Annotated in this window: 19 protein-coding genes, 1 tRNA gene and 1 pseudogene; 14 read left to right on the top strand and 7 right to left on the bottom strand. The window is 38.2% G+C overall.

Going from position 1 to position 24314, the window contains the following annotated elements:
- From AC1VS3_RS05410 to AC1VS3_RS05390, 5 genes and pseudogenes are all read left to right on the top strand, one after another.
- Window positions 1-279 (top strand): annotated as a pseudogene (locus AC1VS3_RS05410) (pilus assembly FimT family protein); the annotation flags it as partial.
- A gap of 24 nt (window positions 280-303) precedes the next feature.
- The gene (locus tag AC1VS3_RS05405) at window positions 304-1773 is read left to right on the top strand and encodes a PulJ/GspJ family protein (protein ID WP_008687983.1); all 1470 of its coding nucleotides are present in this window, start codon (window positions 304-306) and stop codon (window positions 1771-1773) included.
- An 82-nt stretch (window positions 1774-1855) separates the two neighbouring features.
- Window positions 1856-3529 (top strand): GspE/PulE family protein, encoded by a 1674-nt coding sequence (locus AC1VS3_RS05400; protein ID WP_008687984.1) that lies wholly within the window; start codon window positions 1856-1858, stop codon window positions 3527-3529.
- A gap of 8 nt (window positions 3530-3537) precedes the next feature.
- Complete coding sequence (locus AC1VS3_RS05395; protein ID WP_008687985.1) at window positions 3538-4596, top strand: type IV pilus twitching motility protein PilT; 1059 nt, start codon at window positions 3538-3540, stop codon at window positions 4594-4596.
- Between the two features lie 66 nt (window positions 4597-4662).
- Complete coding sequence (locus AC1VS3_RS05390; RefSeq protein WP_008687986.1) at window positions 4663-5076, top strand: DUF3788 domain-containing protein; 414 nt, start codon at window positions 4663-4665, stop codon at window positions 5074-5076.
- A gap of 247 nt (window positions 5077-5323) precedes the next feature.
- Here AC1VS3_RS05390 and AC1VS3_RS05385 read toward each other — a convergent pair whose 3' ends face one another.
- A complete protein-coding gene (locus AC1VS3_RS05385) occupies window positions 5324-6004 on the bottom strand; it encodes a peptidoglycan-binding domain-containing protein (RefSeq protein WP_008687987.1) in 681 nt (226 codons plus the stop codon).
- Window positions 6005-6254: 250 nt separating this feature from the next.
- Between AC1VS3_RS05385 and AC1VS3_RS05380 the strand changes: the two genes are divergently transcribed.
- Window positions 6255-7967 carry an oleate hydratase gene (locus tag AC1VS3_RS05380; protein ID WP_008687988.1) on the top strand — a complete coding sequence of 571 codons (1713 nt, stop codon included), beginning with the start codon at window positions 6255-6257 and terminating at the stop codon, window positions 7965-7967.
- 42 nt (window positions 7968-8009) lie between these two features.
- On the opposite strand, the gene AC1VS3_RS05375 is transcribed toward AC1VS3_RS05380, so the two are convergent.
- The 3 genes from AC1VS3_RS05375 to AC1VS3_RS05365 form a co-directional block, all read right to left on the bottom strand.
- Entirely contained in the window at window positions 8010-8306 is a 297-nt protein-coding gene (locus AC1VS3_RS05375) for a hypothetical protein (RefSeq protein WP_117547522.1), read from the bottom strand.
- A gap of 127 nt (window positions 8307-8433) precedes the next feature.
- Window positions 8434-8507, bottom strand: a tRNA-Gly gene (locus AC1VS3_RS05370).
- A gap of 127 nt (window positions 8508-8634) precedes the next feature.
- A complete protein-coding gene (locus AC1VS3_RS05365; protein ID WP_008687990.1) occupies window positions 8635-9312 on the bottom strand; it encodes a TIGR00266 family protein in 678 nt (225 codons plus the stop codon).
- 111 nt (window positions 9313-9423) lie between these two features.
- On the opposite strand from AC1VS3_RS05365, the gene AC1VS3_RS05360 reads away from it, so the two are divergent.
- The 8 genes from AC1VS3_RS05360 to pheT all read left to right on the top strand — a co-directional run bounded on the left by AC1VS3_RS05360 (window position 9424) and on the right by pheT (window position 20108).
- On the top strand, window positions 9424-10392 hold the full coding sequence (locus tag AC1VS3_RS05360; RefSeq protein WP_008687991.1) for a Gfo/Idh/MocA family protein: 969 nt from the start codon (window positions 9424-9426) through the stop codon (window positions 10390-10392).
- Between the two features lie 64 nt (window positions 10393-10456).
- A complete protein-coding gene (locus AC1VS3_RS05355; protein WP_008687992.1) occupies window positions 10457-11722 on the top strand; it encodes an O-acetylhomoserine aminocarboxypropyltransferase/cysteine synthase family protein in 1266 nt (421 codons plus the stop codon).
- A gap of 11 nt (window positions 11723-11733) precedes the next feature.
- Window positions 11734-12654 (top strand): homoserine O-succinyltransferase, encoded by a 921-nt coding sequence (locus AC1VS3_RS05350; RefSeq protein ID WP_008687993.1) that lies wholly within the window; start codon window positions 11734-11736, stop codon window positions 12652-12654.
- A 64-nt stretch (window positions 12655-12718) separates the two neighbouring features.
- A complete protein-coding gene (locus AC1VS3_RS05345) occupies window positions 12719-13837 on the top strand; it encodes an aldo/keto reductase (RefSeq protein ID WP_008687995.1) in 1119 nt (372 codons plus the stop codon).
- A gap of 181 nt (window positions 13838-14018) precedes the next feature.
- Window positions 14019-14261, top strand: coding sequence for a FeoA family protein (locus AC1VS3_RS05340; protein ID WP_008687996.1), 243 nt, complete (start codon window positions 14019-14021; stop codon window positions 14259-14261).
- On the top strand, window positions 14251-16371 hold the full coding sequence (gene feoB / locus AC1VS3_RS05335; protein ID WP_008687998.1) for a ferrous iron transport protein B: 2121 nt from the start codon (window positions 14251-14253) through the stop codon (window positions 16369-16371). The genes AC1VS3_RS05340 and feoB overlap by 11 nt, the downstream gene beginning before the upstream one ends.
- A 275-nt stretch (window positions 16372-16646) precedes the next feature.
- Window positions 16647-17690, top strand: coding sequence for a phenylalanine--tRNA ligase subunit alpha (pheS, locus tag AC1VS3_RS05330; protein ID WP_008687999.1), 1044 nt, complete (start codon window positions 16647-16649; stop codon window positions 17688-17690).
- Between the two features lie 12 nt (window positions 17691-17702).
- A complete protein-coding gene (gene pheT, locus AC1VS3_RS05325; RefSeq protein ID WP_008688002.1) occupies window positions 17703-20108 on the top strand; it encodes a phenylalanine--tRNA ligase subunit beta in 2406 nt (801 codons plus the stop codon).
- A 395-nt stretch (window positions 20109-20503) separates the two neighbouring features.
- Here pheT and AC1VS3_RS05320 read toward each other — a convergent pair whose 3' ends face one another.
- The 3 genes from AC1VS3_RS05320 to rnjA form a co-directional block, all read right to left on the bottom strand.
- Complete coding sequence (locus AC1VS3_RS05320) at window positions 20504-21391, bottom strand: DUF3658 domain-containing protein (protein ID WP_213540024.1); 888 nt, start codon at window positions 21389-21391, stop codon at window positions 20504-20506.
- Window positions 21392-21435: 44 nt separating this feature from the next.
- Window positions 21436-22302 (bottom strand): metallophosphoesterase, encoded by an 867-nt coding sequence (locus tag AC1VS3_RS05315; protein WP_008688006.1) that lies wholly within the window; start codon window positions 22300-22302, stop codon window positions 21436-21438.
- Window positions 22303-22380: 78 nt separating this feature from the next.
- A complete protein-coding gene (rnjA, locus tag AC1VS3_RS05310) occupies window positions 22381-24222 on the bottom strand; it encodes a ribonuclease J1 (protein WP_008688007.1) in 1842 nt (613 codons plus the stop codon).
- Window positions 24223-24314 lie beyond the last annotated feature (92 nt).

Below are 24314 nucleotides of genomic sequence, written 5' to 3'. Positions count from 1 at the left end.
AATATTTCAATTATTTATAATTATTTAGATAATAAATGGTATTGTAAGCCTTCCAATATTACAGTTGCGATTGTTTATGATGATAAGATGTTTAGTGGTGCTTATTATCATGACACTTATATATCTGTAAATGGGGCAACAGAACAAAGGTATGATGATTTTCAGGATTTTATACATAAAGAAGTGAAGAAACAAAATTCAGGTTGGTATGTCTTAGATCCTGATGAGAACTATGATGGTGAAAATATTGATGATTGTTGGATTTCAGTAAATTCGTGATGACGTTAGGAAGGAGAAATAACTATGAAGTCAAAAAAACTTAATAATAAAGGCTTTACTTTAATGGAAATCATTGTGACTTTGCTTATTTCTTCTTTAGTTATGATGATTGCTGGTTCTTTAATTTTGAACTCTCTAGGGTATTTTAATAAAGCTGCCACAACAGATGCGGATAAACAATCTTTAGATCTATTGGCGGATTTCGTAAGAGATCAGCTGTTATATGCAAGTGATGTAAAGGTTTTAAAAAGTAATGAAGAAAGACCTGAGGGAAATGATTGGAAATGGCTTTATGTCAAAGATGGTAGATTAATGCTCGGTCATGTTGACGCAACAGATAGTGAAGCATATAATGATGATTTTTATAATAGACGAATATTAGAAATAAGTGCTAAGGGTTTTAATGAAAATCGACTTGATTTGAAATTCATTTATTATAAGAATAACGATAGCGAGAAAAAAGAAGTATATAAAACTTCAACAACATTAGAACTTTTGAATATGGAACATAATAAAAATGCAAATCCTTTACAGGCGGAAACAAAAAATTTGACAGACCATATTATTTATTACCGCAATGGTGAATTTGAAAATAAAGAATCTAGTGGCGGTGGTGAAGAAGAACCGGATGATACAGATTATGATGGAACTGTTGGAGGGGAAATCGCTTGTAAAAATGACTCTAATACTGATACTTGGAGTAAAGGTAAGAATTTTAAAAAAGGTACTTTTGTTGAGTTTCCTCAGGGCTCTGGCAGTTGGTATAGGGCTATAGTAGATATAAATAACTCACAGAGTGATCCTAATCATAATGACGATGGGGCATGGAAAAGTATTATTTATGCTAGTATACCGAGCGTATGGCAAACTTTTAGTGCTTATGAAAAAGGTGATGTAGTGAAATACCCTGCGAATGGTGGTTATTATTATATCAAGATTAGAGATTATTCTCCAACTGAAAAAGGGACACCATATGCTCCGACAGGTGGACCCAATGATAATGCAACTTGGAAGTATATTAAATATGAAGATATTCCACGGAAAACATGTAAAATTGAAGAAGATACTCCTACAGATAACAGTAGTAAAACGGTAGCGGGTGAATATGAACGTTGCTCAAGTAAACTTCTAGAATGGGAAGGTGGACAATGGATTTATCCAGGTGAATATGTGTACTATGAGGGTCAAATATATCGTTTTATATATCATGTGGAATTAAATTGGGGTCATTTACAAAAAGATCCTCCTGGATCAAATGCAAATAGTCGTAATTACTGGAAAAAAATAAGTGAGGATTTTGATGAATATAGTTCTTATTTTGAGGGAGATATTGTTAAAGATGTTGATGGAAACTATTACCGTGTGAATATCGCCTGGGTAAGTACTGGAGAACATCCTAAAGATATGGTTGCAAAAGGACAAGCTGGATGGGAGTTAATTGACATAAATAATGATACTATCAGCGCTCCAGCATGTAGAACAACTTGGTGGTAATTCTTTTCAATTTCCTGTTCTTTACTTTTCTTCTAGTATAAGAAGATAACAATATCATAAATAATAAGGAGGACGCACTCTTATGAAAAATATACCAATAGGTGAAGTATTAAAAGAATATGGTTATATCTCTGAAGAACAACTTCAAACAGCACTTGCCGAGCAGAAGAAAGATCGATCAAAACGTTTAGGTCAGCATTTGATTGATTTAGGCTTTATCAGCGAAAAACAGATGTTAAAAGCATTGAGTGATAAGTTAAATGAACCATTGGTTGATATGAACAATGTAGAAATCGAAGTCGATGCCGTAGCAAAGATTCCAAAGACTTTAGCATTAAAGTATGATCTGATTGCGATTTCTGAGAATAATGGACGCTTAACGGTGGTTACCAGTGATCCATTGAATTTCTATGGCATTGAAGATGTACGATTAGTTACAGGTATGAATCTTGCTATATGCTTAAGTGAAAAGAAAGAAATTCTACGAGCGATTGATTATTATTATGCGGAAATCAAGGCACGTGAAGCTGCCAGTGTGGCAAATGAAAATGTTGTTTCTTTTGAATTTGATGAAAGTGAATTATTTAATTCTGAAGAAGATGATACACCGGTTGTTAAACTGTTTAGCTCTTTGCTGACAAGAGGGTATAATGCAAATGCAAGTGATATTCATATTGAACCATTTGAAGATAAAACCATGGTACGTATGCGTATTGATGGAATGATCATTGATTATGTTCAGCTGGCAAAGAATCTACATCAATCTCTTATTGTGCGTATCAAGATCATGGCAAATATGGATATTGCTGAAAAACGTGTTCCTCAGGATGGTCATTTTGTTACGACCTTAGAAGGTACGAAGATGAACCTTCGTGTATCTGTCATTCCTACAGTGTATGGAGAAAAGGCCGTTTTACGTTTTTTAAATAGCAATACGCCAATTCTGAATGATACTCAATATGGTATGAATTTAGAAAATTATCAAAAGATGCGCAAGATGATGGAAATGCCGCATGGTATCATATACTTAACCGGGCCTACCGGAAGCGGGAAAACAACGACGTTATATATGATTTTGGAAACTTTGGCAAAACGTCAGGTAAATATTTCAACGATCGAAGATCCTGTGGAGAAAAACATTGAACGTGTCAATCAGATGCAGATTAATAATGCGGCAGGCTTGACCTTTGAAAAGGGATTGCGTGCATTATTGCGACAGGATCCCGATATTATCATGGTTGGTGAAACACGTGATGGAGAAACCGCTTCTATATCTGTCAGAGCAGCAATCACCGGACACTTGGTATTAAGCTCTTTACATACCAATGATGCAATTAGTACGATTGTTCGTTTGCAGGATATGGGGGTAGAGCCGTATATGGTAGCCAATTCTTTAATTGGTAGTGTTTCACAGCGTTTGGTTAGAACAATCTGTCCACATTGTAAAGAAAAGATACGAACAACGGCGCTTGAACGTGAAGAACTTGGTGAAGATGTCGAATATATGTATCGTGGAGCAGGATGTCATCAATGCAACCAGACAGGGTATAAAGGCAGAACCGCAGTGCATGAAATTATTTTGATTGATAAAGAAATGCGACGTATGATATCCAGTCATAAAGATATTGATGATATTTATGCTTATGTGAAAAAAAGTCAAAATTTAAGAACGCTGCGTGAAGAAACAATACAGCTTGTGAAAGATGGTTTAACAACGATTGATGAATTACGTAAAATCAGTGTATACTCTGATTAGGAGGCTTTATGAATCAATTACTTGAAGAAGCTTTGCAATATGCGCGTGAGAATGGATGCAGTGATTTACATTTGAATGTAGATGGTCCGGCAATGATTCGTAAAAATGGAAAGCTGATTGAATTTCCTAAACAGTTTGATAATGCACAAACAACAGAAATGATCTTATCCATGTTGAATGATTTGCAAATGGAACAGTTGAAACAGGGAAAAGATATTGACTTTACGTATGTTGATCAAAAGCATGAACGTCAACGTGTAAATGTATATCGACAACAGGATAAGTTAGCAGCGGCTATACGTATCATTGATAATCGTATTCGTTCTTTAGAGGAATTGATGCTGCCGGATGTTCTTAAGAAGTTAGCAATGGAACCACGTGGTTTAGTACTAGTGACAGGTCCTACCGGAAGTGGGAAATCTACCACATTGGCAGCTATCATGCAGTATATCAATGAGCGTAGAGATTGTCATATCTTAACGATTGAGGATCCAGTAGAGTATTTATATGAACGCTCGAAAGCTTTGATTCATCAACGTGAAATCGGACGTGATGTTGATTCCTTTGATACGGCATTACGCAGTGCAATGCGTGAAGATCCGGATGTTATTTTAGTTGGAGAAATGCGTGATTATGAAACGATAGCAGCAGTAGTTACTTTGGCGGAAACCGGACATTTAGTATTTTCCACCTTACATACGATTGGTGCAGCTAAAACAATTGATCGTATCATTGATGTGTTTCCTCCTCATAAACAGGAACAGATCCGTATGCAGATATCAGGAATCTTACGTGCGGTAATCACACAGCAATTACTTCCAACACTAGATGGAAAAGGCAGAGTAGCTGCTTTGGAAATTATGGTTGGAAATGATGCGATTAGCAGTATGATTCGTGATAATAAGGTACATCAGATCAATTCGCAGATTCAAACAGGGGCAAAAGATGGCATGCAGACATTGAATTTTGCGTTAGCTAAGCTTGTGCGTACACAGAAAATTGGGTTGGATATTGCGGAGAAATATAGTGATGATGCAAAAGAATTACGTCAGTATTTAGGCATGTGAGAAATCATGTGCTTTTTATAATTATGAATGCAGGGATAATATAAAAATGATAAAGGAACTGATTTTATGTATGAAAGAATGCTAGAAAAACAAAATAAACCTACTATAGAAGCAATGAAAGCATATTGTGGAGAAGCATCTTCCTTATTCACAATATTGCATTCATGGTTAATGCAATATTCTGATATAACCTATGATATCGTTTTTCCTTATGGAAATCATTATGGATGGGGAATTGCATTTCGGAAAAAGAACAAGTTGATTTGTAATATTTTTCCTGAAAAAGATGCCTTTACTGTAATGATTCGTCTTACGAATCAACAATTTGAATCCATTTATGATAAGGTAGAATCATATACACAAGCCTATATTGATCAAAAATATGCCTGTGGAGATGGTGGTTGGATACATTACCGTGTGTTAAGTGAGGTCCATGTAGAGGATATAAAGAAATTAGTAAAAAGTAAGTGTCACATCTAGAATAACCACATTTTAAATATAATGGGAAGATGTTATATCTAAACGTTCGATTAATGTAAAATGCAATAGGCTGGATAAGGCTACTTGTTAAATATAGAATGCAAAAAGTTATTGACATTAAAATACTATCTTGGTTTAGACGAGTAGTTTTGCGTTTTATTCTATAATTAAATGCTTTCATAATTTATAAAAAGGCGATGTTATCGCCCTTTACTCATGAAAAAATACTAAGATAAAAAATCTTTTATTAAGGATCAATAACTGTAGGTGTTCTGCCAATACCTACTACTTCATTCACAAGACGTGTCCATGTTCCGCAACCACTTATGCCATCTGCTGTTAATCCATTATTACGTTGGTAAGCGATAAGAGCGGCGCGAGTATTACTTCCAAAGGCGCCATCCAATGTTTGTGTGCTATAACCTAAAGCATTTAAAGCATCTTGTAAAATAAGCACATACACACCTCGACTGCCTTGTCGCAGGGTAGGATAACCAGCACTGCACGCAGGAGTGCCATAACGTTTATCGAAATGAACCCATGTCGGTGTCATTGAAATAGGCTCTACATATACCCAAACACCTAGATTCTTTGCGACATTCCATATCCGATTTCGCTGTGTTTGCGACAATGCCTGACCGACATCAAAGGATACCCCTGCATAATGCTGGGACTGTCTGCCATGCCCGCCTTCCCATATACGTTTAAAGGCATAACGAAAGGGAATGGGAGCGCCATAAGATCGTCTTGTCGCGTTCCAGGATTCCATGGCAGCATTCGTCGTCCATAAAACATTAGAACGTGAAGAACCACGGAACTCACTTACCCGCATGGTATCACCATACACATATGGCATAGTGTCATTTTCACTCAAATCAAAAACTTCTAAAGCTTCGCTATATACATCATAAACGATAACTTTTGCCACATGAAGAACCTCCTTTCTTTCCACTTTATGAAATTTCTGGACAAATGGTATGGGGTAAATCCACAAACTTCCTTGAAAACAGTTACAAAGCAAAAATATTAGCTTATGCAGATATTGGTGATTTCTGAACTTGCTATATTTAAGTATCATAAACAAATCATACAAAAAAACATATATGTATAGATACTTTCCAAATGGAAATGACTATACTTAAATTGTAGATAAACATACAGAAGAGAGGAATATCATTATGAAACAGGAAAATGTAAAAAAACTCATTATCGCAACAAGTGTGGCAGCCGGCGCCGGTGTAGCCGCAGGCGTTGTAAAACGTATGCAAGAAAGAAATAGGGAAACTGCTCGTTGTAAAGTTTCATCAGGACGTGAAGGAGAGCGCCAAGCTTACTTAATTGGTGGAGGTTTGGCAACGATGGCAGCAGCTGCCTATTTACTGCAGGATGGTGGATTTCATGGAGAAAATATTCATATCATAGAAGGTTTACCGATCCTTGGCGGCAGTAATGATGGTGCCGGCAATATGCAAAACGGTTTTGTTTGTCGTGGCGGTAGAATGTTGAATGAAGAAACTTATGAAAATTTCTGGGATTTATTCTCAACGATTCCATCTCTCGATTGGAAAGGGAAAAGCGTTACAGAAGAAATTTTAAACTTTGATCATTTGCATCCTACGCATGCACAAGCACGTTTAATAGATCGCTATGGAGTAATTCAGGATGTTACCAGCATGCAGTTCAACAACACTGATCGGGTGTTGATGACAAAACTTCTGGCAACCCCTGAGGAAAAATTGGATAATGTGACCATTGAAGAATGGTTTGCGAACAGTCCTCATTTTTTTACAACGAATTTCTGGTATATGTGGCAGACAACATTCGCTTTCCAGAAATGGTCAAGCGCATTTGAATTCCGCCGTTACATGAACCGCATGATCTTAGAATTCCCACGTATTGAAACCTTAGAAGGTGTTACACGTACACCATATAACCAATATGAATCCGTCATTCTTCCTTTAAAGGCATATTTGGATGGCTTTGGTGTTGATTTTAGCATCAAGGCAGTTGTGAAGGATATTGATTTTAAAGAGGATGCCATTACAGTTACTGACATTCATCTCAATGAAAATGGCAGAGAGCGTACCATTCATCTAAATGAAGAAGATATTTGTATCATGACCAATGGCTGTATGACTGATAATGCTACTTTAGGCGACTATCATCACGCTCCAGCGTTTACCCCGGATGCCCCTATGAGTGGAGAATTATGGCGTAAGGTTGCTGAAAAGAAACCTTCACTAGGTGATCCAACACCATTCTTTGGCAAACCTGAGGAAACAAATTGGGAAAGTTTCACAGTCACGATGAAAGGTAATAAGCTGTTAAAGATGATTGAGCAATTCTCAGGGAATATCCCAGGCAGCGGAGCGTTAATGACATTTAAAGACTCTAGCTGGCTGATGAGCATTGTAGTTGCCGCACAACCGCATTTTAAAGCACAAGATGCGGATACCACGATTTTCTGGGGCTATGGTCTCTATACCAAGGCAATTGGAGATTATGTTAAAAAACCTATGCGGGAATGTACAGGAGAAGAACTGTTGCTTGAGTTATTAGGACATCTGCATTTTGAAAAGGATACGAAGGATATTCTTGAAACTGTAGTGAATGTCATTCCTTGCATGATGCCATACATTGATTCCCAATTCCAACCACGTGCGAAATCTGATCGTCCACTGGTTGTGCCTGAAGGTTCTACAAACTTTGCGATGATTTCTCAGTTTGTTGAGATTCCAGAGGATATGGTCTTTACTGAAGAATACAGCGTCCGTGCAGCACGTATTGCTGTGTATACGTTGTTAGGCATTGATAAGAAGATATGTCCGGTAACACCATACAATAGAAATCCCAAAGTATTAGCAGTAGCAGCAAAAACAATGTTGCGTTAATAAAAAAAGACACCGGTGAAGCTAACCTTTATCGGTGTTTTCTCATGCAATGATTTGAATCTTTACATCATAGGTATGTGAAGATTGTTTGATATGTAGGATATAGTTGCCGGTTTTATCTGTGTTGACTTGGGACATGTCCATTTCTACTTTTTTGGGATTGGTGATGCCTTTTACATAATAAGTTGCTTTCTTTGGCAAGACTTCACCTTTATGAAAGGTAAAAACTTTTTGGCGGGCAGCCAAAGCTTTCCCATTGGCACCTACACCAATCATATAGATTAGTAACAATAGGACAACACCAACGCCTATATAAAACCAAGTCTGTTTTCTTTTCATCTTTATCACCATGCCTATTGTATCGCAAATAAGGGTAAAATACTATGATGAAATCGATGAAGCAAAAGAAATATGATGAAAGTAGAAAATAAAAACGATGATAGGAATCATCGCTTATCGTTCTTAATGGAGCGGGTGATGAGAATCGAACTCACGTAGTCAGCTTGGAAGGCTGAAGTTCTACCATTGAACTACACCCGCATCTTGATTGCGTTAATAATATACAATATTTTTGTGAATTTGACAATACCTTTTTGTAAAAAAGAACCATCTATATTCGCAAAAGAAAAAGCCATCAGGATAGATGGCTTTGAAAGGAAGCATTGTTTTATTGATGTGGTACAATATCGATGATACGATCAGCTAAGACTGAGAATGGCATGGTTTGTAACCATACTTTGCCCGGACCTTTACAGGTTGCCAAGAAGAAACCTTCACCACTTAAAAACTTATTTTTTAAACCTTTTACTGTTGTGATATCAAAATCTACATGCTCTTCAAACATCGCGATATAGCCTTGATCGATCTTTAACAGCTGTCCTGGTTGTAACTCTTTCTCCACAATATCGCCATCAATTTCTAAGAAGGCGGTTCCCGGTCCTATCAGTTTTTGTAGGATAAAACCTTCTCCGCCAAAGAAACCGGCTCCTAAACGTTTACGGAAGAATGGTTGCAAGGTGACACTGTCTTCCGCAGCTAGAAAGGCTGTTTTCTGAATGATGATGCATTCTCCATCACATAAGGTAATGGGTAAGATCTTACCGGGGAAACTAGAGCCAAAGGCAATTTCACTATTATCGTTGCCGGCAGTATAGGTTGTTAAGAAAATGGATTCACCAGCCATAGCTCGGCCTAATCCTTTTAGTAAACCACCACGTGTATTCGCATACATTTCAAATCCATCATCCATCCAGCACATGCCACCGGATTCGGTAAATACTTTTTCATCTTTTTGTAAATGACAAACAACAACCGGTAATTGCCCGCCTTTGATTTCATATTCCATTTTAAAAGCCTCCTTTTTTTTCATTATAACAAAGAATCAAACATATGAAAATGACTTCTTTACGAGTTGTATCTCCTTGCGTTACAATAAAGGAAAAGGAAGGTAACGTCTATGAAAAATATCGGTATCATGGGATTAGGAAAGATTTCACATCGTGTTGCAAAGGGGATTGCCTATGCACACAATGCACAGCTATATGCGGTAGCATCGCGAAATATCGCACACGCTCAAGATTTTCAAAAACAACATCCTTGCCCCAAAGCCTATGGGAGCTATGAGGAATTGCTGCATGATCCTCAGGTAGATATGGTGTATATCTGTACCCCTAATTATTTGCATTATACACATATCATGGCATGCTTACAGCATCATAAGCATGTAGTATGTGAAAAACCATTTGTTGCTAATCATGAGCAAGTAGTGGAGTGTTTTACCTTTGCGAAAAAACAAGGATGTTTTTTAATGGAGGCAGAAAAAACGATTTTTACTCCTTTAAATCAGACCATTCAACAAATGATACAGGATGGAGCAATCGGGCAATTGCGCTATATTGAGGCAAGTTATGGTTATGATCTTGGTAAGGAAAATATGCCGGATGATTTTTGGGGCTATCGTCAAGAGGATGGGGGCTGTAGTTATGATGTCGGTGTATACCCATTGGTTTATGCAAACTTTTTTGCCAATAGCAGGCTTGTATCCTGCAAAGATATGGTCCATCTTACGCAAAAAGGGTATGATGATTTTATGCAATGCTTATTACAATATGAAAATGGCATCATGGCTAGTATTCGCAGCTGTTGGAATATGACAGTTGAAAATAAGGGGTTTTTATATGGAGATAACGGCTATATCGTTTGTGAGAATTTTTGGAAGAACACCGAGGCACTTCTTGTGAAAGAGGATGGGCAAGAGAAGATTCAAGTTTGTATGGAGAGTGATTTTACACCGGAAATCGAACATGCTGTAGATTGCATGGAACAAGGACTATTGGAAAGTCCGCTAATGTCACAGGCAGCCAGTATGGAGGTCATGCGGGTATTGGATCAGATCAAAGGAAGAACCTGTGTAGGAGTGAAATAAAAATAGATTGAATAATGAAAGAAATGATAGTAAAATTAAACATATGAAAATTGGAGGAGCGTTTATGAAAATAGAAACAAAATGCTTACATGCAGGGTATGAACCAAAGAATGGGGAACCACGTGTATTGCCCATTTATCAAAGTACGACATATAAATATGATTCAACTGATTTTGTAGGACAATTATTTGATCTAACAGCAGAAGGGCATATGTATTCACGTATTTCCAATCCTACTGTAGATGCAGTAGAAAAAAAGATTGCCGCATTGGAAGGCGGTATCGGTGCACTATGTACAACAAGTGGACAGAGTGCTTCTTTCATAGCTTTGATGAATTTGTTGGAAAGCGGAGATCATGTGATTTCTTCTTCAACGATTTATGGCGGAACGGTGAATTTATTTGCCATTACTTTGAAGAAGTTTGGCATTGAAGTTACCTTTGTTGACCCGGATGCACAGCCAGCCGAAATTGAAGCTGCTTTTCGTCCGAATACCAAGGCCGTTTTTGGTGAGATCATGGCGAATCCGGCCATGAATGTGTTGGACATTGAAAAGTTTGCCAAACTAGCACATGCCCATGATGTACCTTTATTAATTGATAATACATTTGCTACACCGATTTTGTGCCGTCCATTTGCATGGGGTGCCGATATCGTAATCCATTCAACGACAAAATATATGGATGGACATGCCTTGCAGGTAGGCGGTGTGATCGTAGATAGTGGGAACTTTCCTTGGGATAATGGAAAATTTCCTGGCTTAAGCACACCGGATGAATCTTATCATGGTATTGTTTATACCGAAAGCTTTGGTAAGGCTGCTTATATTACCAAAGCACGCGTACAGCTGATGCGTGATTTAGGTTGCTATCCAGCTGCCCATTCTGCTTTCCTATTAAACCTAGGCTTAGAAACACTGGCTTTGCGCATGGAGCGTCATTGTGCAAATGCCCAGAAAGTGGCTGCATATTTAGAAAGTCAGGAAGCTGTTGAATTTGTAAACTATCCAGGCTTAAAAAGTTCTAAATACTATACTTTGGCACAGAAATATCTGCCAAATGGCTGTTGTGGAGTTATTTCCTTTTCCATTAAAGGGGGAAGGGAGCGCGCCGCTGCCTTTATCGATCATTTACAACTCGCTTCTTTGGAAGTCCATGTAGCCGATATTCGTACCTGTGTCTTGCATCCGGCAAGCTCAACACATCGTCAGTTAAGTGATGAACAGTTGGTAAATTGCGGTATTACCCCAGGCTTGATACGTTTATCATGCGGTATTGAAAATGTGGAAGATATCTTAGATGATCTGAAACAAGCCTTTGCGCAAATTTAGGGTGATTTGGTATGCCAATTAATATACTAAATGGATTGCCTGCTAAGGAGATTTTGGAAAGTGAAAAAATCTTTGCCTTAGAAGAGGATGTTGCCCGAAAACAAGATATTCGTCCATTGCGCATTGCTATTTTAAATCTGATGCCGAAAAAGATTGAAACAGAAACGCAGATCTTGCGTTTGATCAGTAAATCACCTTTACAGGTAGATATTGACTTTATGAAGGTCAGCAACCATGTTTCTAAGAATACCAGTGCCGATCATTTATTGAAATTTTATGATGATTTTTCCATGTTGAAGGAGAACCATTACGATGGTCTTATTATTACCGGAGCACCGGTAGAACATTTAGAATATGAAGATGTGGATTATTGGCAAGAGCTTTGTACGATCATGGAATGGAGCAAATCCCATGTTTATTCCACCGTGCATATCTGTTGGGGTGCGCAGGCAGGCTTATATTATCATTATGGGATCCAAAAGCATTTACTTCCACATAAAGTATTTGGTATCTTCCCGCAGCTCTTGTGTGATGAATATAACTTTTTGACCAATGGCTTTGATGAGGTACATATGACACCGCATTCTCGCCATACAGCGATTGATGAAGAAGCTTTAGCAGAGGTCAAGGAACTGGAAGTTTTATCACGCTCTAATACAACAGGCTCTAATATTATTGCTACACGTGATTTTCGCCGTATCTTCATTATGGGGCATTTAGAATATGGAAAGGATACCTTAGCACAGGAGTATTTCCGTGATCTGAACCAGGGCAAAGAAATTCAGATTCCATATAATTATTTTCCTGAAGATGATCCTAGCAAAGAGCCGCTTTTTAAATGGCGTGCCCATGCCAATTTGCTTTATCGCAACTGGCTGAATTATGTATACCAAATGACACCATTTGACCTAAAGGAATTGACAACAGGATGAAATAGTCCTGTTTTCTTTTAAAATTTCATAGTATAATGATAAAAAAAGTAGGAGGTATTTTCACATGGAATATAGAGAGATGAAACATGGATATACACCATCTTTATTAGGATTTGGCTGTATGCGTTTTCCAACGAACAAGGATGGCAGCATTGATGAGAAACAAGCAACGAAAATGTTGGATACAGCCATTGCCCATGGAGTGACGTATATTGATACGGCTTTTCCTTACCATCATGGTGATAGTGAACCTTTTGTGGGCAGGGTGCTGAAAAAATATCCACGTGATAGTTTTTACCTGACAACCAAACTTCCTTTATGGGATCTTACTTCTTTAGATGATGCAAAGGTAATGTTTGAGAAACAGCTTGCGCGTTTAGATGTAGACTATGTTGATTTTTATTTGTTACATGCCTTAGACAAAGCAAAATGGGAAAAGGCAAAACAATTAGGTATTGTGAGCTATTGTGAGGAATTAAAGCAAGCAGGAAAGATTCGCAATTTTGGTTTTTCTTTTCATGATAGTTATGAGGTCTTTGAAGAAATTCTAACTTATCGTGCTTGGGATTTTTGTCAGATTCAATATAATTATGTAGATACAGATGTACAGGCCGGAGATCGTGGCTATGCTTTAGCTGAGCAGCTAGGGATTCCAATGGTCATTATGGAACCAATCAAGGGTGGTTCATTATCTTATTTGCCAGAAGATATCGCTGCCGAAATGAAGGCATACGCTCCAGAAAAAAGCATTTCTTCTTGGGCATTGCGTTGGGTTGCCAGCAAACCAAATGTGAAGGTTGTCTTAAGTGGCATGTCTAGCATGGAACAGGTCTTGGATAATCTTTCCACCTTCGAGCAATTCACACCATTGCAAGAGGAAGAACGTCAGTTGGTTGAAAGAGCAGCGAAGAAGATCAAAGAGCGTACCCGCAATGGCTGTACCGGATGTAGTTATTGTATGCCTTGCCCTTTCGGTGTAGATATTCCTAAAAATTTCAAATTGTGGAATGAGTATGCTAAATATGCCTTTGCACAAAAAACCAAAGATGCGTATACTAGTATGAAGGAAGAAGAAAAAGCTAGTCATTGTCAACAATGTGGAAAGTGTGAAACGCTATGTCCGCAAGCCTTAACTATTCGTAAGGATCTAAAATGTTTAGATGAGGAATTAACTAATTTATAAACCGATAAGATATTTGCAAACATCTCTTGCAGATATCTTTTTTATTATATACGAATTCTCTATGTTTTTGTCTTAAGTTATACAACCTAGCTGCATTTGTACATATCTTATTCTATGTCTAGGTATTTGCCATCAGCTATTTTTACCAGGTTCAATATACTAACATAGGAGGTGTTTAAGGATGACATTACAGGAGGTGCCTTTGCTTACACAGGTGGAAATCATAGCATTACATCATGAGGCACATATGAAACGCCGGCTGATGGATCTGGGCTTTGTTGTGGGTAATATCGTAGAACCTATTCTTTCCTCACCCTCCAAAGGTATGCGGGCATATATTGTAAAAGGTGGTAAGATTGCTTTGCGTGCGAGCGATGAAAAGAACATCGAAGTTCGCGAAAAGGGGGAGTTTCGTGCTGTTTGAGAAATTAATGCAGATGAATGAGGAAATTAATGAATTATATGAAAAAGAAACAAAGGGCTATACAATTGCCTTGTTGGGAAATCCAAATGTCGGAAAAAGTACAGTGTTTAATGGTTTGACAGGCATGAAACAGCATACGGGGAATTGGCCTGGTAAAACTGTTGAACTGGCTAGTGGCACTTTTACACATCATGATCGCATTCATGAAATGATCGATCTTCCTGGCACTTATTCACTTTTAGCACATTCTAGTGAGGAAGAGGTAGCACGCAATTTCGTTTGTTTTGAGAAATGTGATGTCTGTCTGGTCGTTTGTGATGCGACGATGTTAGAACGCAATATGAATTTAGTCTTACAAACCATGGAAATTACGAATCGTGTTGTAGTAATTGTTAATTTGATGGATGAAGCCGAAAAGAAACACATCCATCTGGATCTTGATAAATTAGCTAACTTATTACAGGTTGAAGTCGTTGGCATGAGTGCTCGTAATGGAAAAGGATTTCGCAGCTTAAAGGAAGCCATTGAAAAAACAGCTCAAAAACCACTGCGTGAGTGGTGTGTACTGTCTTATGATGCACAATTGCAACAGGCAATCGAAAGACTGGCACAGACTATTCATGCGCCTGGATGGAATCATCATTTTCTGGCATTAAAATTACTTGATCCGCAAGTAGAGGACGAAAAATTTTATGCCGTCTTGACGAATAAAGAGGAAGTTCAGACTATGGTCAGACAGGAACAGGAACATCTAAAAAGAAGTGGCTGCTATGAACAATTTGAGGATATCATAGTGAATGCCTTACAAAAAAAAGCGAAGATGATCTGTGATCAGTGTGTCAAGATTGAGGATGGATCCTATTTAGAAAAGGATATGCGTATGGATCGTATCGTTACGCATAAGGTGTGGGGCTTTTTGTGTATGATCGTGTTATTGGCATTGATTTTTTGGATCACAATTGCCGGTGCCAATGTTCCAAGTGCTTATCTAAGTGCCTTCTTTGTTCAATTGGAAGCATGGCTACATCAGGCTTGTGAGCAGCTGCATGTGGCAAAACTGCTAGAAGGTTTATTCGTGGATGGTATGGTAAAGACAGCAGGATGGGTCATTGCCGTCATGTTGCCACCTATGGCTATTTTCTTTCCCTTATTCACCTTATTAGAAGACTTTGGCTATCTTCCGCGTATTGCCTTTAATCTGGATGGCTTTTTTCAAAAGGCTTGTACGTGTGGAAAACAGGCATTGACTATGGCAATGGGCTTTGGGTGTAATGCAGTTGGGGTTAGCGGTGCTCGCATCATTGATAGCCCTAGAGAGCGTTTGATTGCTATTTTGACGAATGTCTTTGTGCCGTGCAATGGACGTTTTCCTACGCTTATCAGTATTATCACCATGTTTTTTGCCGGTATGTTTGCAGCACCGTGGAATGGTTTATTTGCTACGCTCCTGCTGACTCTTGTCATCTTGTTTGGTATCTTTTTGACCTTTTTGGTATCAAAAGTCTTATCGAAAACCTTATTAAAGGGTATACCTTCTAGTTTTTCTCTGGAACTACCGCCATATCGCCGCCCACAGTTTGGTAAGGTCATCCTTCGTTCTATCTTTGATCGTACTTTATTTGTTTTGGGAAGGGCCATCAGTGTGGCGTTACCAGCCGGCATCATCATTTGGTTGTTCGCCAACGTGGAGGTGCAGGGAATTACGATCTTAGCATATGTCTCCGGTTTTCTAGATCCTTTTGCGAAATTGATGGGATTGGATGGGGTAATTCTATTAGCATTCTTATTAGGATTTCCAGCAAATGAGATTGTCGTACCTATTATGATTATGGCTTATATGGCAAGTGGTTCTATGAATGATCTAAGTAATCTGACCTTACTTAAGAGTTTATTTGTTGATCATGGTTGGACATGGATCACTGCCATTTGTACGCTGCTGTTCTCCCTTGTGCATTTTCCATGTGCTACCACATTATTGACTATTCATAAAGAAACGCAAAGCTGGAAATGGACATGGCTGGCATTTCTGATTCCTACAATATTAGGAATCCTGTTGTGTATGAGTGTGAATGCTGTTGCACATCTGATTCTTCTGATTTTCCCCTTGTAATTTCAGCATAAGTTCTTTATAATAATAAAGAATACGTTGATGAGGACTAGTAGTAAAATGCCTTCACCCAGAGAGAAAAGACACCAGCTGAAAGTCTTTTTGTGAAAAGCCTTTATGAATTCACCTAGGAGTGGGAGTAATGATCCCCCGTATCACACAGCGGTTATCTGTGTATTGTAAGTAAGTGTGTCGCAAGATGAAACAGGATGGTACCGCCCATACGCATGGGTTCCTGTAGCTTGCGGCTTTTTTTATAAGCAGAAAGGAATGAAAGTATGGAAAAGCTTACAAGTATCAAAGAAGAAGGCCTTGCTAAGATTGCAGCCTGTGAAAGTTTGCATGATCTGCAAGAATTACGTGTATTGTATCTTGGTAAAAAAGGTCCGATTCAGGAAGTTATGAAATCAATGAAAGATCTTCCTAAGGAAGAACGCCCTGCCTTTGGCCAACAGGTCAATGAGGTCAAAACAATGTTTGCGGATGCGATAGAAGAACGCAAGCAGGTGTTGGAAATCAAAGAAATGGAAGAAAAGATTGAAAAGGAAAAAATTGATATCACTTTAGATGGTCAAAAGCCGAACCTGGGCAATTTACATCCTTTGATGCTCATCCAGCAGGAAATTGAAGATTTGTTTATTGGTTTAGGCTATACGGTAGCTGAAGGTCCGGAAGTAGAAGAAGACTTCTATAACTTTGAACGTGCCAATATACCAAAGGATCACCCTGCCAGAGATATGCAGGATACCTTCTACATCAATGAAGAAGAATTGCTACGTACCCACACGACTGCCGTACAAATGCGCCAATTGGAATACTATGCAAAACAAAATTGCCATCTGCCAATCAAGGTCATCTGCCCAGGTAAGGTCTATCGCCGTGATGATGATGATGCAACGCATTCTCATCAGTTTATGCAGTGTGAAGGTTTGGTTGTCGCAGAAGGCATCACCTTATCTGATTTAAAGGGAACCTTGGAATTCTTAGCACAGAAAATGTTCGGTGAAAGCCGTACGATTCGTTTCCGTCCAAGCTATTTCCAGTTTACAGAACCTAGCGTGGAAGTTGATGTTAGTTGTCATGTATGTGGAGGCAAGGGCTGCCCGGTTTGTAAAGGAACCGGTTGGATTGAAATCTTAGGTGCCGGCATGGTGCATCCAAATGTGCTACGTATGGCTGGGTATGATCCTGAGAAATGCAGCGGTTTTGCGTTTGGTGTCGGTATTGAACGTGTAGCTATGCTGAAATATGGCATTACGGATATACGTAATTTCTATACAAATGATCTTCGCTTCTTGAAGACATTTAATCGTTTCGAGTAGGAGGATGTTGGCATGATAATAAGTAAAAAATGGTTAGGACAGTACATGGATCTGTCCGATATTACGATAGAAGAAATGGCCGAACGCATTACCGATGCTGGCTTGGAAGTTGAAGGCGTTGCGCATATGTCAAGTGGCAGTAAATTGGTGATTGGTAAGGTATTGAGCTGTGAAGCACATCCAGATAGTGACCATTTGCATGTTTGTCAGGTGGATCTAGGGGATACAAGTGAGCAAATTGTTTGTGGGGCACCAAATGTTGCCGCTGGACAAAAGGTCATCGTTGCTCGTGTTGGGGCAAAGTTACCTGATGGTGAAATCAAAGCCGGTATGATTCGCGGACAAGCCTCTAATGGCATGATCTGTTCTTTATTGGAGCTTGGTGTTGATGCACATATGCTGAGTGAAGAAAGTAAAAACGGAATTGAGGTCTTGGATGAAGATGCACCTGTTGGCAATGAAGATCCATTAGGATATCTAGGCTTGGATGATGCCATTTTGGATGTTGGATTAACACCAAATCGTAACGATTGTATGGCTGCTTGGTCTATGGCTTTGGAAACCGGGGCTATCTTACATAAAGAAGTGACATTGCCCTATGAAGAAGGCAGTGCTAATATAGGAACACCTACGAAATTAAAAGTTTCCAGTGAAACAGAAAAATGTCCATTATTCTTAGGGAAGGTTATCAATCATGTGACTATCAAACCTTCACCAAAATGGATGAAAGAGCTGTTAATGGCAGCCGGTATGAAATCGATCAATAACGTGGTAGATATTTCCAATATCGTCATGTTAGAAACTGGACAGCCTTTGCATTTCTATGATATCAATGCGATTCCGGCTCAGGAAATCACGGTAAAAGATCATCAAGCATGCACATATACCGCGTTAGATGGTGTTGATTATGCTTTAACTGATGATGATATCGTAATTACCACCGAAGGAAAACCAATTGGTATTGCTGGTATTATGGGCGGTGATGATTCTAAGATTGAAGATACAACAAGTGGAATTATCATTGAAGCAGCCATCTTCCATCATGTGGCAATCCGTAATACGGCACGCCGTTTGAATCTGAATACCGATGCCAGTGTGCGTTACCAAAAAGGCATTGAACCGATGGCAACCTTCAAGGCAATGGATCGAGCAGTTGCTTTATTACGTGAATATGCAGATGCGGATGGTATTGAAGAAACTGTTCAGTATGGGGATAATCACTATACACCGGTTGCCTTTGATGTGAATCTGGACAGCATCAACAAACTGCTAGGTACAACCTTTGCCGAAGCAGAAGTTATGCAAGTATTAGAGGATTTGCACTTTGCTCCTAGCAAACAAGGGGAAAACATTCATGTCTGCATTCCTAGCTATCGTACCGATATCAGTATGGAAGCAGATATTGCAGAAGAAATCATTCGTATTTTAGGGTATGATCGTTTGCCTAGTACTTTGCCATATATGCCAGCAACTTTAGGGGCTTTAGATAATCGTCAAAGAATGCGTAGAAGAGTACGCGATATTTTAAGTAATCTTGGTTATAATGAGGCTGTCAGCTATTCTTTGGTAAGTAAAAAACATATCGAAGATGCTATCCTTCCATGCAGTCAGGATATCGTAGAAATGGCATCACCAATGAGTGAAGATCGCCGTTATGTACGAAACAGCTTACTGCCATCCTTGTTGGGATGTATTGCTTATAATCAGGCAAGAAATCAGCATGATGTAGCATTGTTTGAAATCAGTAATGTGTATGGCAATCATCATGTAGAAGAACGCTTAGCTGTTGCGGCAAGTGGTGCTTTGCAGAAAAACCGTTGGCAGAAATTCAGTGTGGATGTTGATTTCTACACGTTAAAAGGATTGGCTGAAAGCATGCTGGAAGCATTAGGCTTTAGTAATAATCGTATTCGTGTTCAAGAAAATAAATTAGATACGAAACATTTCCACCCATATCGCAGTGCAGAGTTATATTTGGGTAAAGAATTACTGGGTATTTTTGGAGAAATTCATCCGGCAATGGCAAAAGAATATGCGATTGATGATGTGTATGGCATGGAATTAAATCTTGAAGTGCTGTTAAACAATAAAGCAAGTAAGGTTAAATTTATCGAAGTCAGCAAATATCCTAGTGTATCACGCGATTTGGCATTGGTTGTTAAAGAAGATGTAAAGGTTGCGGATATCTTAAACAGCATTCGTAAAAATGGTAAATTGGGTAAAGAAAACATCATTCAAAACGTAGAAGTCTTTGATGTTTATACCGGTGAACATGTAGAAGAAGGACATAAATCAATAGCATTGTCCATCAACTTCCAGTCAAATGAGCGTACCTTAAAGGATAAGGAAATCAATGAAATCTTTGATAAAATCCTGGAAACTTTGAAACATGATGTTGATGCCCAATTACGCGCATAGACAAAAAAGTATTAGAATCAAAGCGTAGATACAGTAAAAAGATCAGGCAAAACACTGCCTGATTTTTTCTTTTTGTATGTATGTTTACGATAAAATGAATTCATAGTATGTAAGAGGATTAGTAAATGCATGGAAAAGGAATTAGTATCATTATAAATCATTTTTTTCGATTCTCAGCAATTGCAATCTTCTCCTTATTGCATGAAATAGGGATGCTTTAATATATTTGTGCAGGCGCTGGCTTTACGATAAACTATGCCAGCTAGACATCCTTCTGTGATATGATTCTTATAGTAACTTCCATAAATTTATGATTTCGTACTATTTTATGTATGTTTCATAATTATCTGTTGAATTTAGCGTAAACAAAAGACTAGTACATAGCTGAAATATGCTTACATCAGATAGTCGCTAAGGAGAAGTTTATCATAATAAGGTTTATCTTCAGCTTTTTCAATGCATTTCAATAGTTTTTTTTGTAGGAGAAATTGAATGCGTGCATGTAAAAAAGTATCATGAATTCCAACAGCTTCTTTGCTAAGAAGCTTTCCTATTACAAAGGCTTCAACAACCGGTTTATGAAATTTAGCAAAAGTTTTTATGATGAGGAAATCATAAAAAGTAAGTGGAACAGTAAGTAAGTTATTATTGATGATGGCACGTAAACTACCATTTTCCTCTTGCAATGTATGCCAGCATTGTGCATAATACTGAATCAGCGATGGGGGAGCAACTTGTTGAAGGGGAAGGTAAGAGAAGAAGGCTTCTGGGGCAACTTCACTCCAAAGATGGTTCACATTAACATGATCTCCATCATGATATTCCCAATCAGGTAGTTTCAGAAGATATACAGTATTTGAAAACTGCCATTGCTGTAATAGATGACAAAACCAATAAAATCCACAAATATCATCCGGTGTTTGGCTGTACCAGATACGGATTGTTTCTTTTTCTTGTAAGCGTTTCTTTAACATCGTCATTTGCTGCTTGGTTTGTTCTATGCAATCCTTAGCCATTTGTGTTCCACTAGGAAGATCTTTTGGTAAATCATGATAAAGCTGCTGCAGTATATCTTGACGTTGGGAAAAGAACAGCTCTTCAGAAATCTTTCCAACAGTTAACATAAGGGAAAAACAAAACACATTTTCCCCTACATATGCTTGAAAAGAAGGTGGGATTTCTGTTGGCAAGGTGGTTTGTGAAGAAGATTGCTGATTGTGCAAAAGGGCATGAGCCATTTTTAAACCGCCACCGGCACTTTCTGTAAATGTGATTTCAATCATGAAAGAACCTCCTTTTAGAAGTGATGTTTGTAAAAAGGTGCATGTTAATTTTCATGCACCAAACGAAAGATCAAAATTTGTGGTCTGGCAAACAAACGCATATCCATATTAACAGTCCCCAAACCATTGGAAACATAGAGCTTAGTTTCATTGATGCTATATTTACCATGTGAATATGTATCAGCACCTTCACTTTTCTGTAAAGCTCCTATCAATGGCAAATAAATTTGACCACCGAGAGAATGACCACTGAGGATGATATCTAAATACTTTGTGTTAATTTCATTATTATTAATGATATCAGGACAATGCGTTACCATAATATTAAATTCATCAGAACTAATGTTATCAAAAGGCTTGGATACATTTGGGTTGCCATTGATCATGGAATCTAAGCCAATGAGTGTAATGCTATCTTTACTGCCGTTGCGAATTTGCAATTTCTTATTGGTGATAATTTCAAAATCACTGTTATAAAGAATAGTGGTGACTTTTTGCTTGGCTTCTTTGCTTACTAGATCTTCATCTCCTAATACAGCAAATTTACCTAATGGAGCTTTAATATTTTGTAACAGGGAAGTAATTTCACGCACGGTTTGTGAATCGGGTTTTTGTTCTTCAAAGGAAGTAAAGACATCGCCGCCAAAGATAACAATGTCAGCCCCTGCGGTTTCTAAGGTTTCCATCATGGTAGAAAGTCTTTCTTTTTTCATAAACCCATGATATTTGATATCGCTTATAAAAGCAATTTTAATATCATTCATTGAAGTGGGGATTTTTGTACTACTGATTGTTTCATTTACAAGCTTCACATGATCCACAGAATAGTAGATAGAATAAAAGAAAACACCTGCAATTAGAAGGGCAAAAAGTAATAATACAGAAACAATTTTTACTAGTTTTTTCACCATGCTGTTTACACCTCATATTCTCATTTATTTTACCATAAAGAAGAGGATAAGAAAATAAAAACCGAAGGTTTCCTTCGGTTAAGATGGTTCATGTGTTGTTGGTTTTCGTGGCGTTTTTCGTTGATTGACGCGTGTGGCTCTAGCTTGTGCCATGGCTGCCATAGCCGCTTTTGAATTAATGATAACAGGAATAACGATAGGATTACGATGTGTCTTATTGTATAAGAACGGTTCCAAAGTAGAACGCACGCAATTCTTTAAATCAGAAAAGGTTGTACGCTGTTTCATTTTTTCCTTCAATGCATCGTATACAATCATTTCTGCTTCTTTCAATAAGCCCTGACTATCTTTAATAAAGACAAATCCACGAGATACAATAACAGGTTTGCATAACACTTTATTTTCTTTTGAATCAATCGCTATGATAGCTGCAACTAATCCATTATCCGCCAAAATCTTACGATCTTTTAAAACGGCAGTAGATACACCGCTGATATCATTGCCATCAACATAAATATCATCAGCCGCAATACGGAAGCTGCTTTCGTATACATGGTGATTACGCAAAATCAATACATCCCCATTTGCACAAGTAAAGATATTTTCTTCAGGAATACCAGTCTCCATAGCTGTTTCTTTGTGCTGTTTCAACATTTTATATTCCCCATGGACAGGCATGAAGTATTTCGGCTTAATCAACTGCAGCATCAATTTCTGCTCTTCCTGTGAGGCATGGCCGGTCGTATGCAAATTACCTAAAATTGATTTTGTCAGGACATTTGCCCCGGCTTTAAATAATTTGTTAACAACCTGATTGACACTAGCTCCGTTACCAGGTATCGGAGAAGAAGAGAAAATTACGGTATCACCAGGAATCAGTTTGATGAAACGATGTGTTCCATTCGCAATACGAGACAATGCCGCAAGTGGTTCTCCTTGGCTGCCGGTACATACGATACATGTCTTTGATGCTGGTGTATGAGAAAGCTGTTCCGGTTTTAAGAAGTGTTCTTCACCAACCTTGATCTTACCCATTTTACGTCCAATGGTTACAACATTCTCCATGCTACGTCCAAAGATAATGACCTTACGTCCACAAGCAACAGCCGCTTCTAAGATTTGCGAAACGCGATAGACATTACTAGCAAAGGTTGCTACAATTAAACGTCCATCCGTTTTTTTCATGGTATCTAAAATTTCTGCTGCCACTTTCTTTTCAGAAATGGAAAAATCCGCTACACCAGAGTTGGTAGAATCACTCATTAATAAGTCTACGCCAATCTGTCCCATATAAGCCATGACCTGATAATCAGCATTGCTGCCAACCGGTGTCAAGTCAAATTTAAAGTCACCAGTTTCAACAATACGCCCATTTGGCGTATTAATCAAAATACCCAAAGAATCAGGTATCGAATGTGTCGTGTTGAAGAAACCACATGTGAAATGTTGCATCTTGACCGAACTACGATCATTGATTTCTACGATTTTAACGCCTCTTAGCATTTTACGTTCTTCTAATTTTTTATTGATTAACGCTACCGCAAAAGCCGGTGCGTAAATAGCTTCGATATCAACACTTTTTAAAAGGAAGGGAATTCCTCCAATATGATCCTCATGACCATGCGTGATAATTAATATTTTACGTTTACGATTATTCTTCACCAGATAGTTATAATCTGGAATGACATAATCGACACCGAGAAGATCGTCCTCAGGAAAACGAACACCAGAGTCAATGATTAAGATTTCATTCTCGTGTTCAAAGCAGTACATATTTTTTCCGACTTCGCCTAATCCGCCCATTGCATAAATTAGCGTATCGCCTCGTTCGGTATTTATTTTATTATAACTGTCTTTATTCGTTGTATCCTGACTGATTCTCGGTGCACGATTTTTATTTGTTGTATGATGATTTATCATAATAACTCCTTTCTTACTATATTTGATATGCACCCTATATCTTTTTCTATTATAACATAAATCAGCGAAAATAATCAGCTTCTGTATCTTTT

This window comes from Longicatena sp. (assembly GCF_982403165.1).
Note: the sequence above shows the minus strand (reverse complement) of the source record. Positions and strands in the feature narration are given on the sequence as shown.

What these genes read in the sequence shown, in the direction of transcription:
- AC1VS3_RS05405 (WP_008687983.1), top strand. Translation starts at nt 304, where the DNA reads ATGAAGTCAAAAAAACTTAATAATAAAGGCTTTACTTTAATGGAAATC.
- AC1VS3_RS05400 (WP_008687984.1), top strand. Translation starts at nt 1,856, where the DNA reads ATGAAAAATATACCAATAGGTGAAGTATTAAAAGAATATGGTTATATC.
- AC1VS3_RS05395 (WP_008687985.1), top strand. Translation starts at nt 3,538, where the DNA reads ATGAATCAATTACTTGAAGAAGCTTTGCAATATGCGCGTGAGAATGGA.
- AC1VS3_RS05390 (WP_008687986.1), top strand. Translation starts at nt 4,663, where the DNA reads ATGTATGAAAGAATGCTAGAAAAACAAAATAAACCTACTATAGAAGCA.
- AC1VS3_RS05380 (WP_008687988.1), top strand. Translation starts at nt 6,255, where the DNA reads ATGAAACAGGAAAATGTAAAAAAACTCATTATCGCAACAAGTGTGGCA.
- AC1VS3_RS05375 (WP_117547522.1), bottom strand. Translation starts at nt 8,306, where the DNA reads ATGAAAAGAAAACAGACTTGGTTTTATATAGGCGTTGGTGTTGTCCTA.
- AC1VS3_RS05365 (WP_008687990.1), bottom strand. Translation starts at nt 9,312, where the DNA reads ATGGAATATGAAATCAAAGGCGGGCAATTACCGGTTGTTGTTTGTCAT.
- AC1VS3_RS05360 (WP_008687991.1), top strand. Translation starts at nt 9,424, where the DNA reads ATGAAAAATATCGGTATCATGGGATTAGGAAAGATTTCACATCGTGTT.
- AC1VS3_RS05355 (WP_008687992.1), top strand. Translation starts at nt 10,457, where the DNA reads ATGAAAATAGAAACAAAATGCTTACATGCAGGGTATGAACCAAAGAAT.
- AC1VS3_RS05350 (WP_008687993.1), top strand. Translation starts at nt 11,734, where the DNA reads ATGCCAATTAATATACTAAATGGATTGCCTGCTAAGGAGATTTTGGAA.
- AC1VS3_RS05345 (WP_008687995.1), top strand. Translation starts at nt 12,719, where the DNA reads ATGGAATATAGAGAGATGAAACATGGATATACACCATCTTTATTAGGA.
- AC1VS3_RS05340 (WP_008687996.1), top strand. Translation starts at nt 14,019, where the DNA reads ATGACATTACAGGAGGTGCCTTTGCTTACACAGGTGGAAATCATAGCA.
- pheS (WP_008687999.1), top strand. Translation starts at nt 16,647, where the DNA reads ATGGAAAAGCTTACAAGTATCAAAGAAGAAGGCCTTGCTAAGATTGCA.
- pheT (WP_008688002.1), top strand. Translation starts at nt 17,703, where the DNA reads ATGATAATAAGTAAAAAATGGTTAGGACAGTACATGGATCTGTCCGAT.
- AC1VS3_RS05320 (WP_213540024.1), bottom strand. Translation starts at nt 21,391, where the DNA reads ATGATTGAAATCACATTTACAGAAAGTGCCGGTGGCGGTTTAAAAATG.
- AC1VS3_RS05315 (WP_008688006.1), bottom strand. Translation starts at nt 22,302, where the DNA reads ATGGTGAAAAAACTAGTAAAAATTGTTTCTGTATTATTACTTTTTGCC.
- rnjA (WP_008688007.1), bottom strand. Translation starts at nt 24,222, where the DNA reads ATGATAAATCATCATACAACAAATAAAAATCGTGCACCGAGAATCAGT.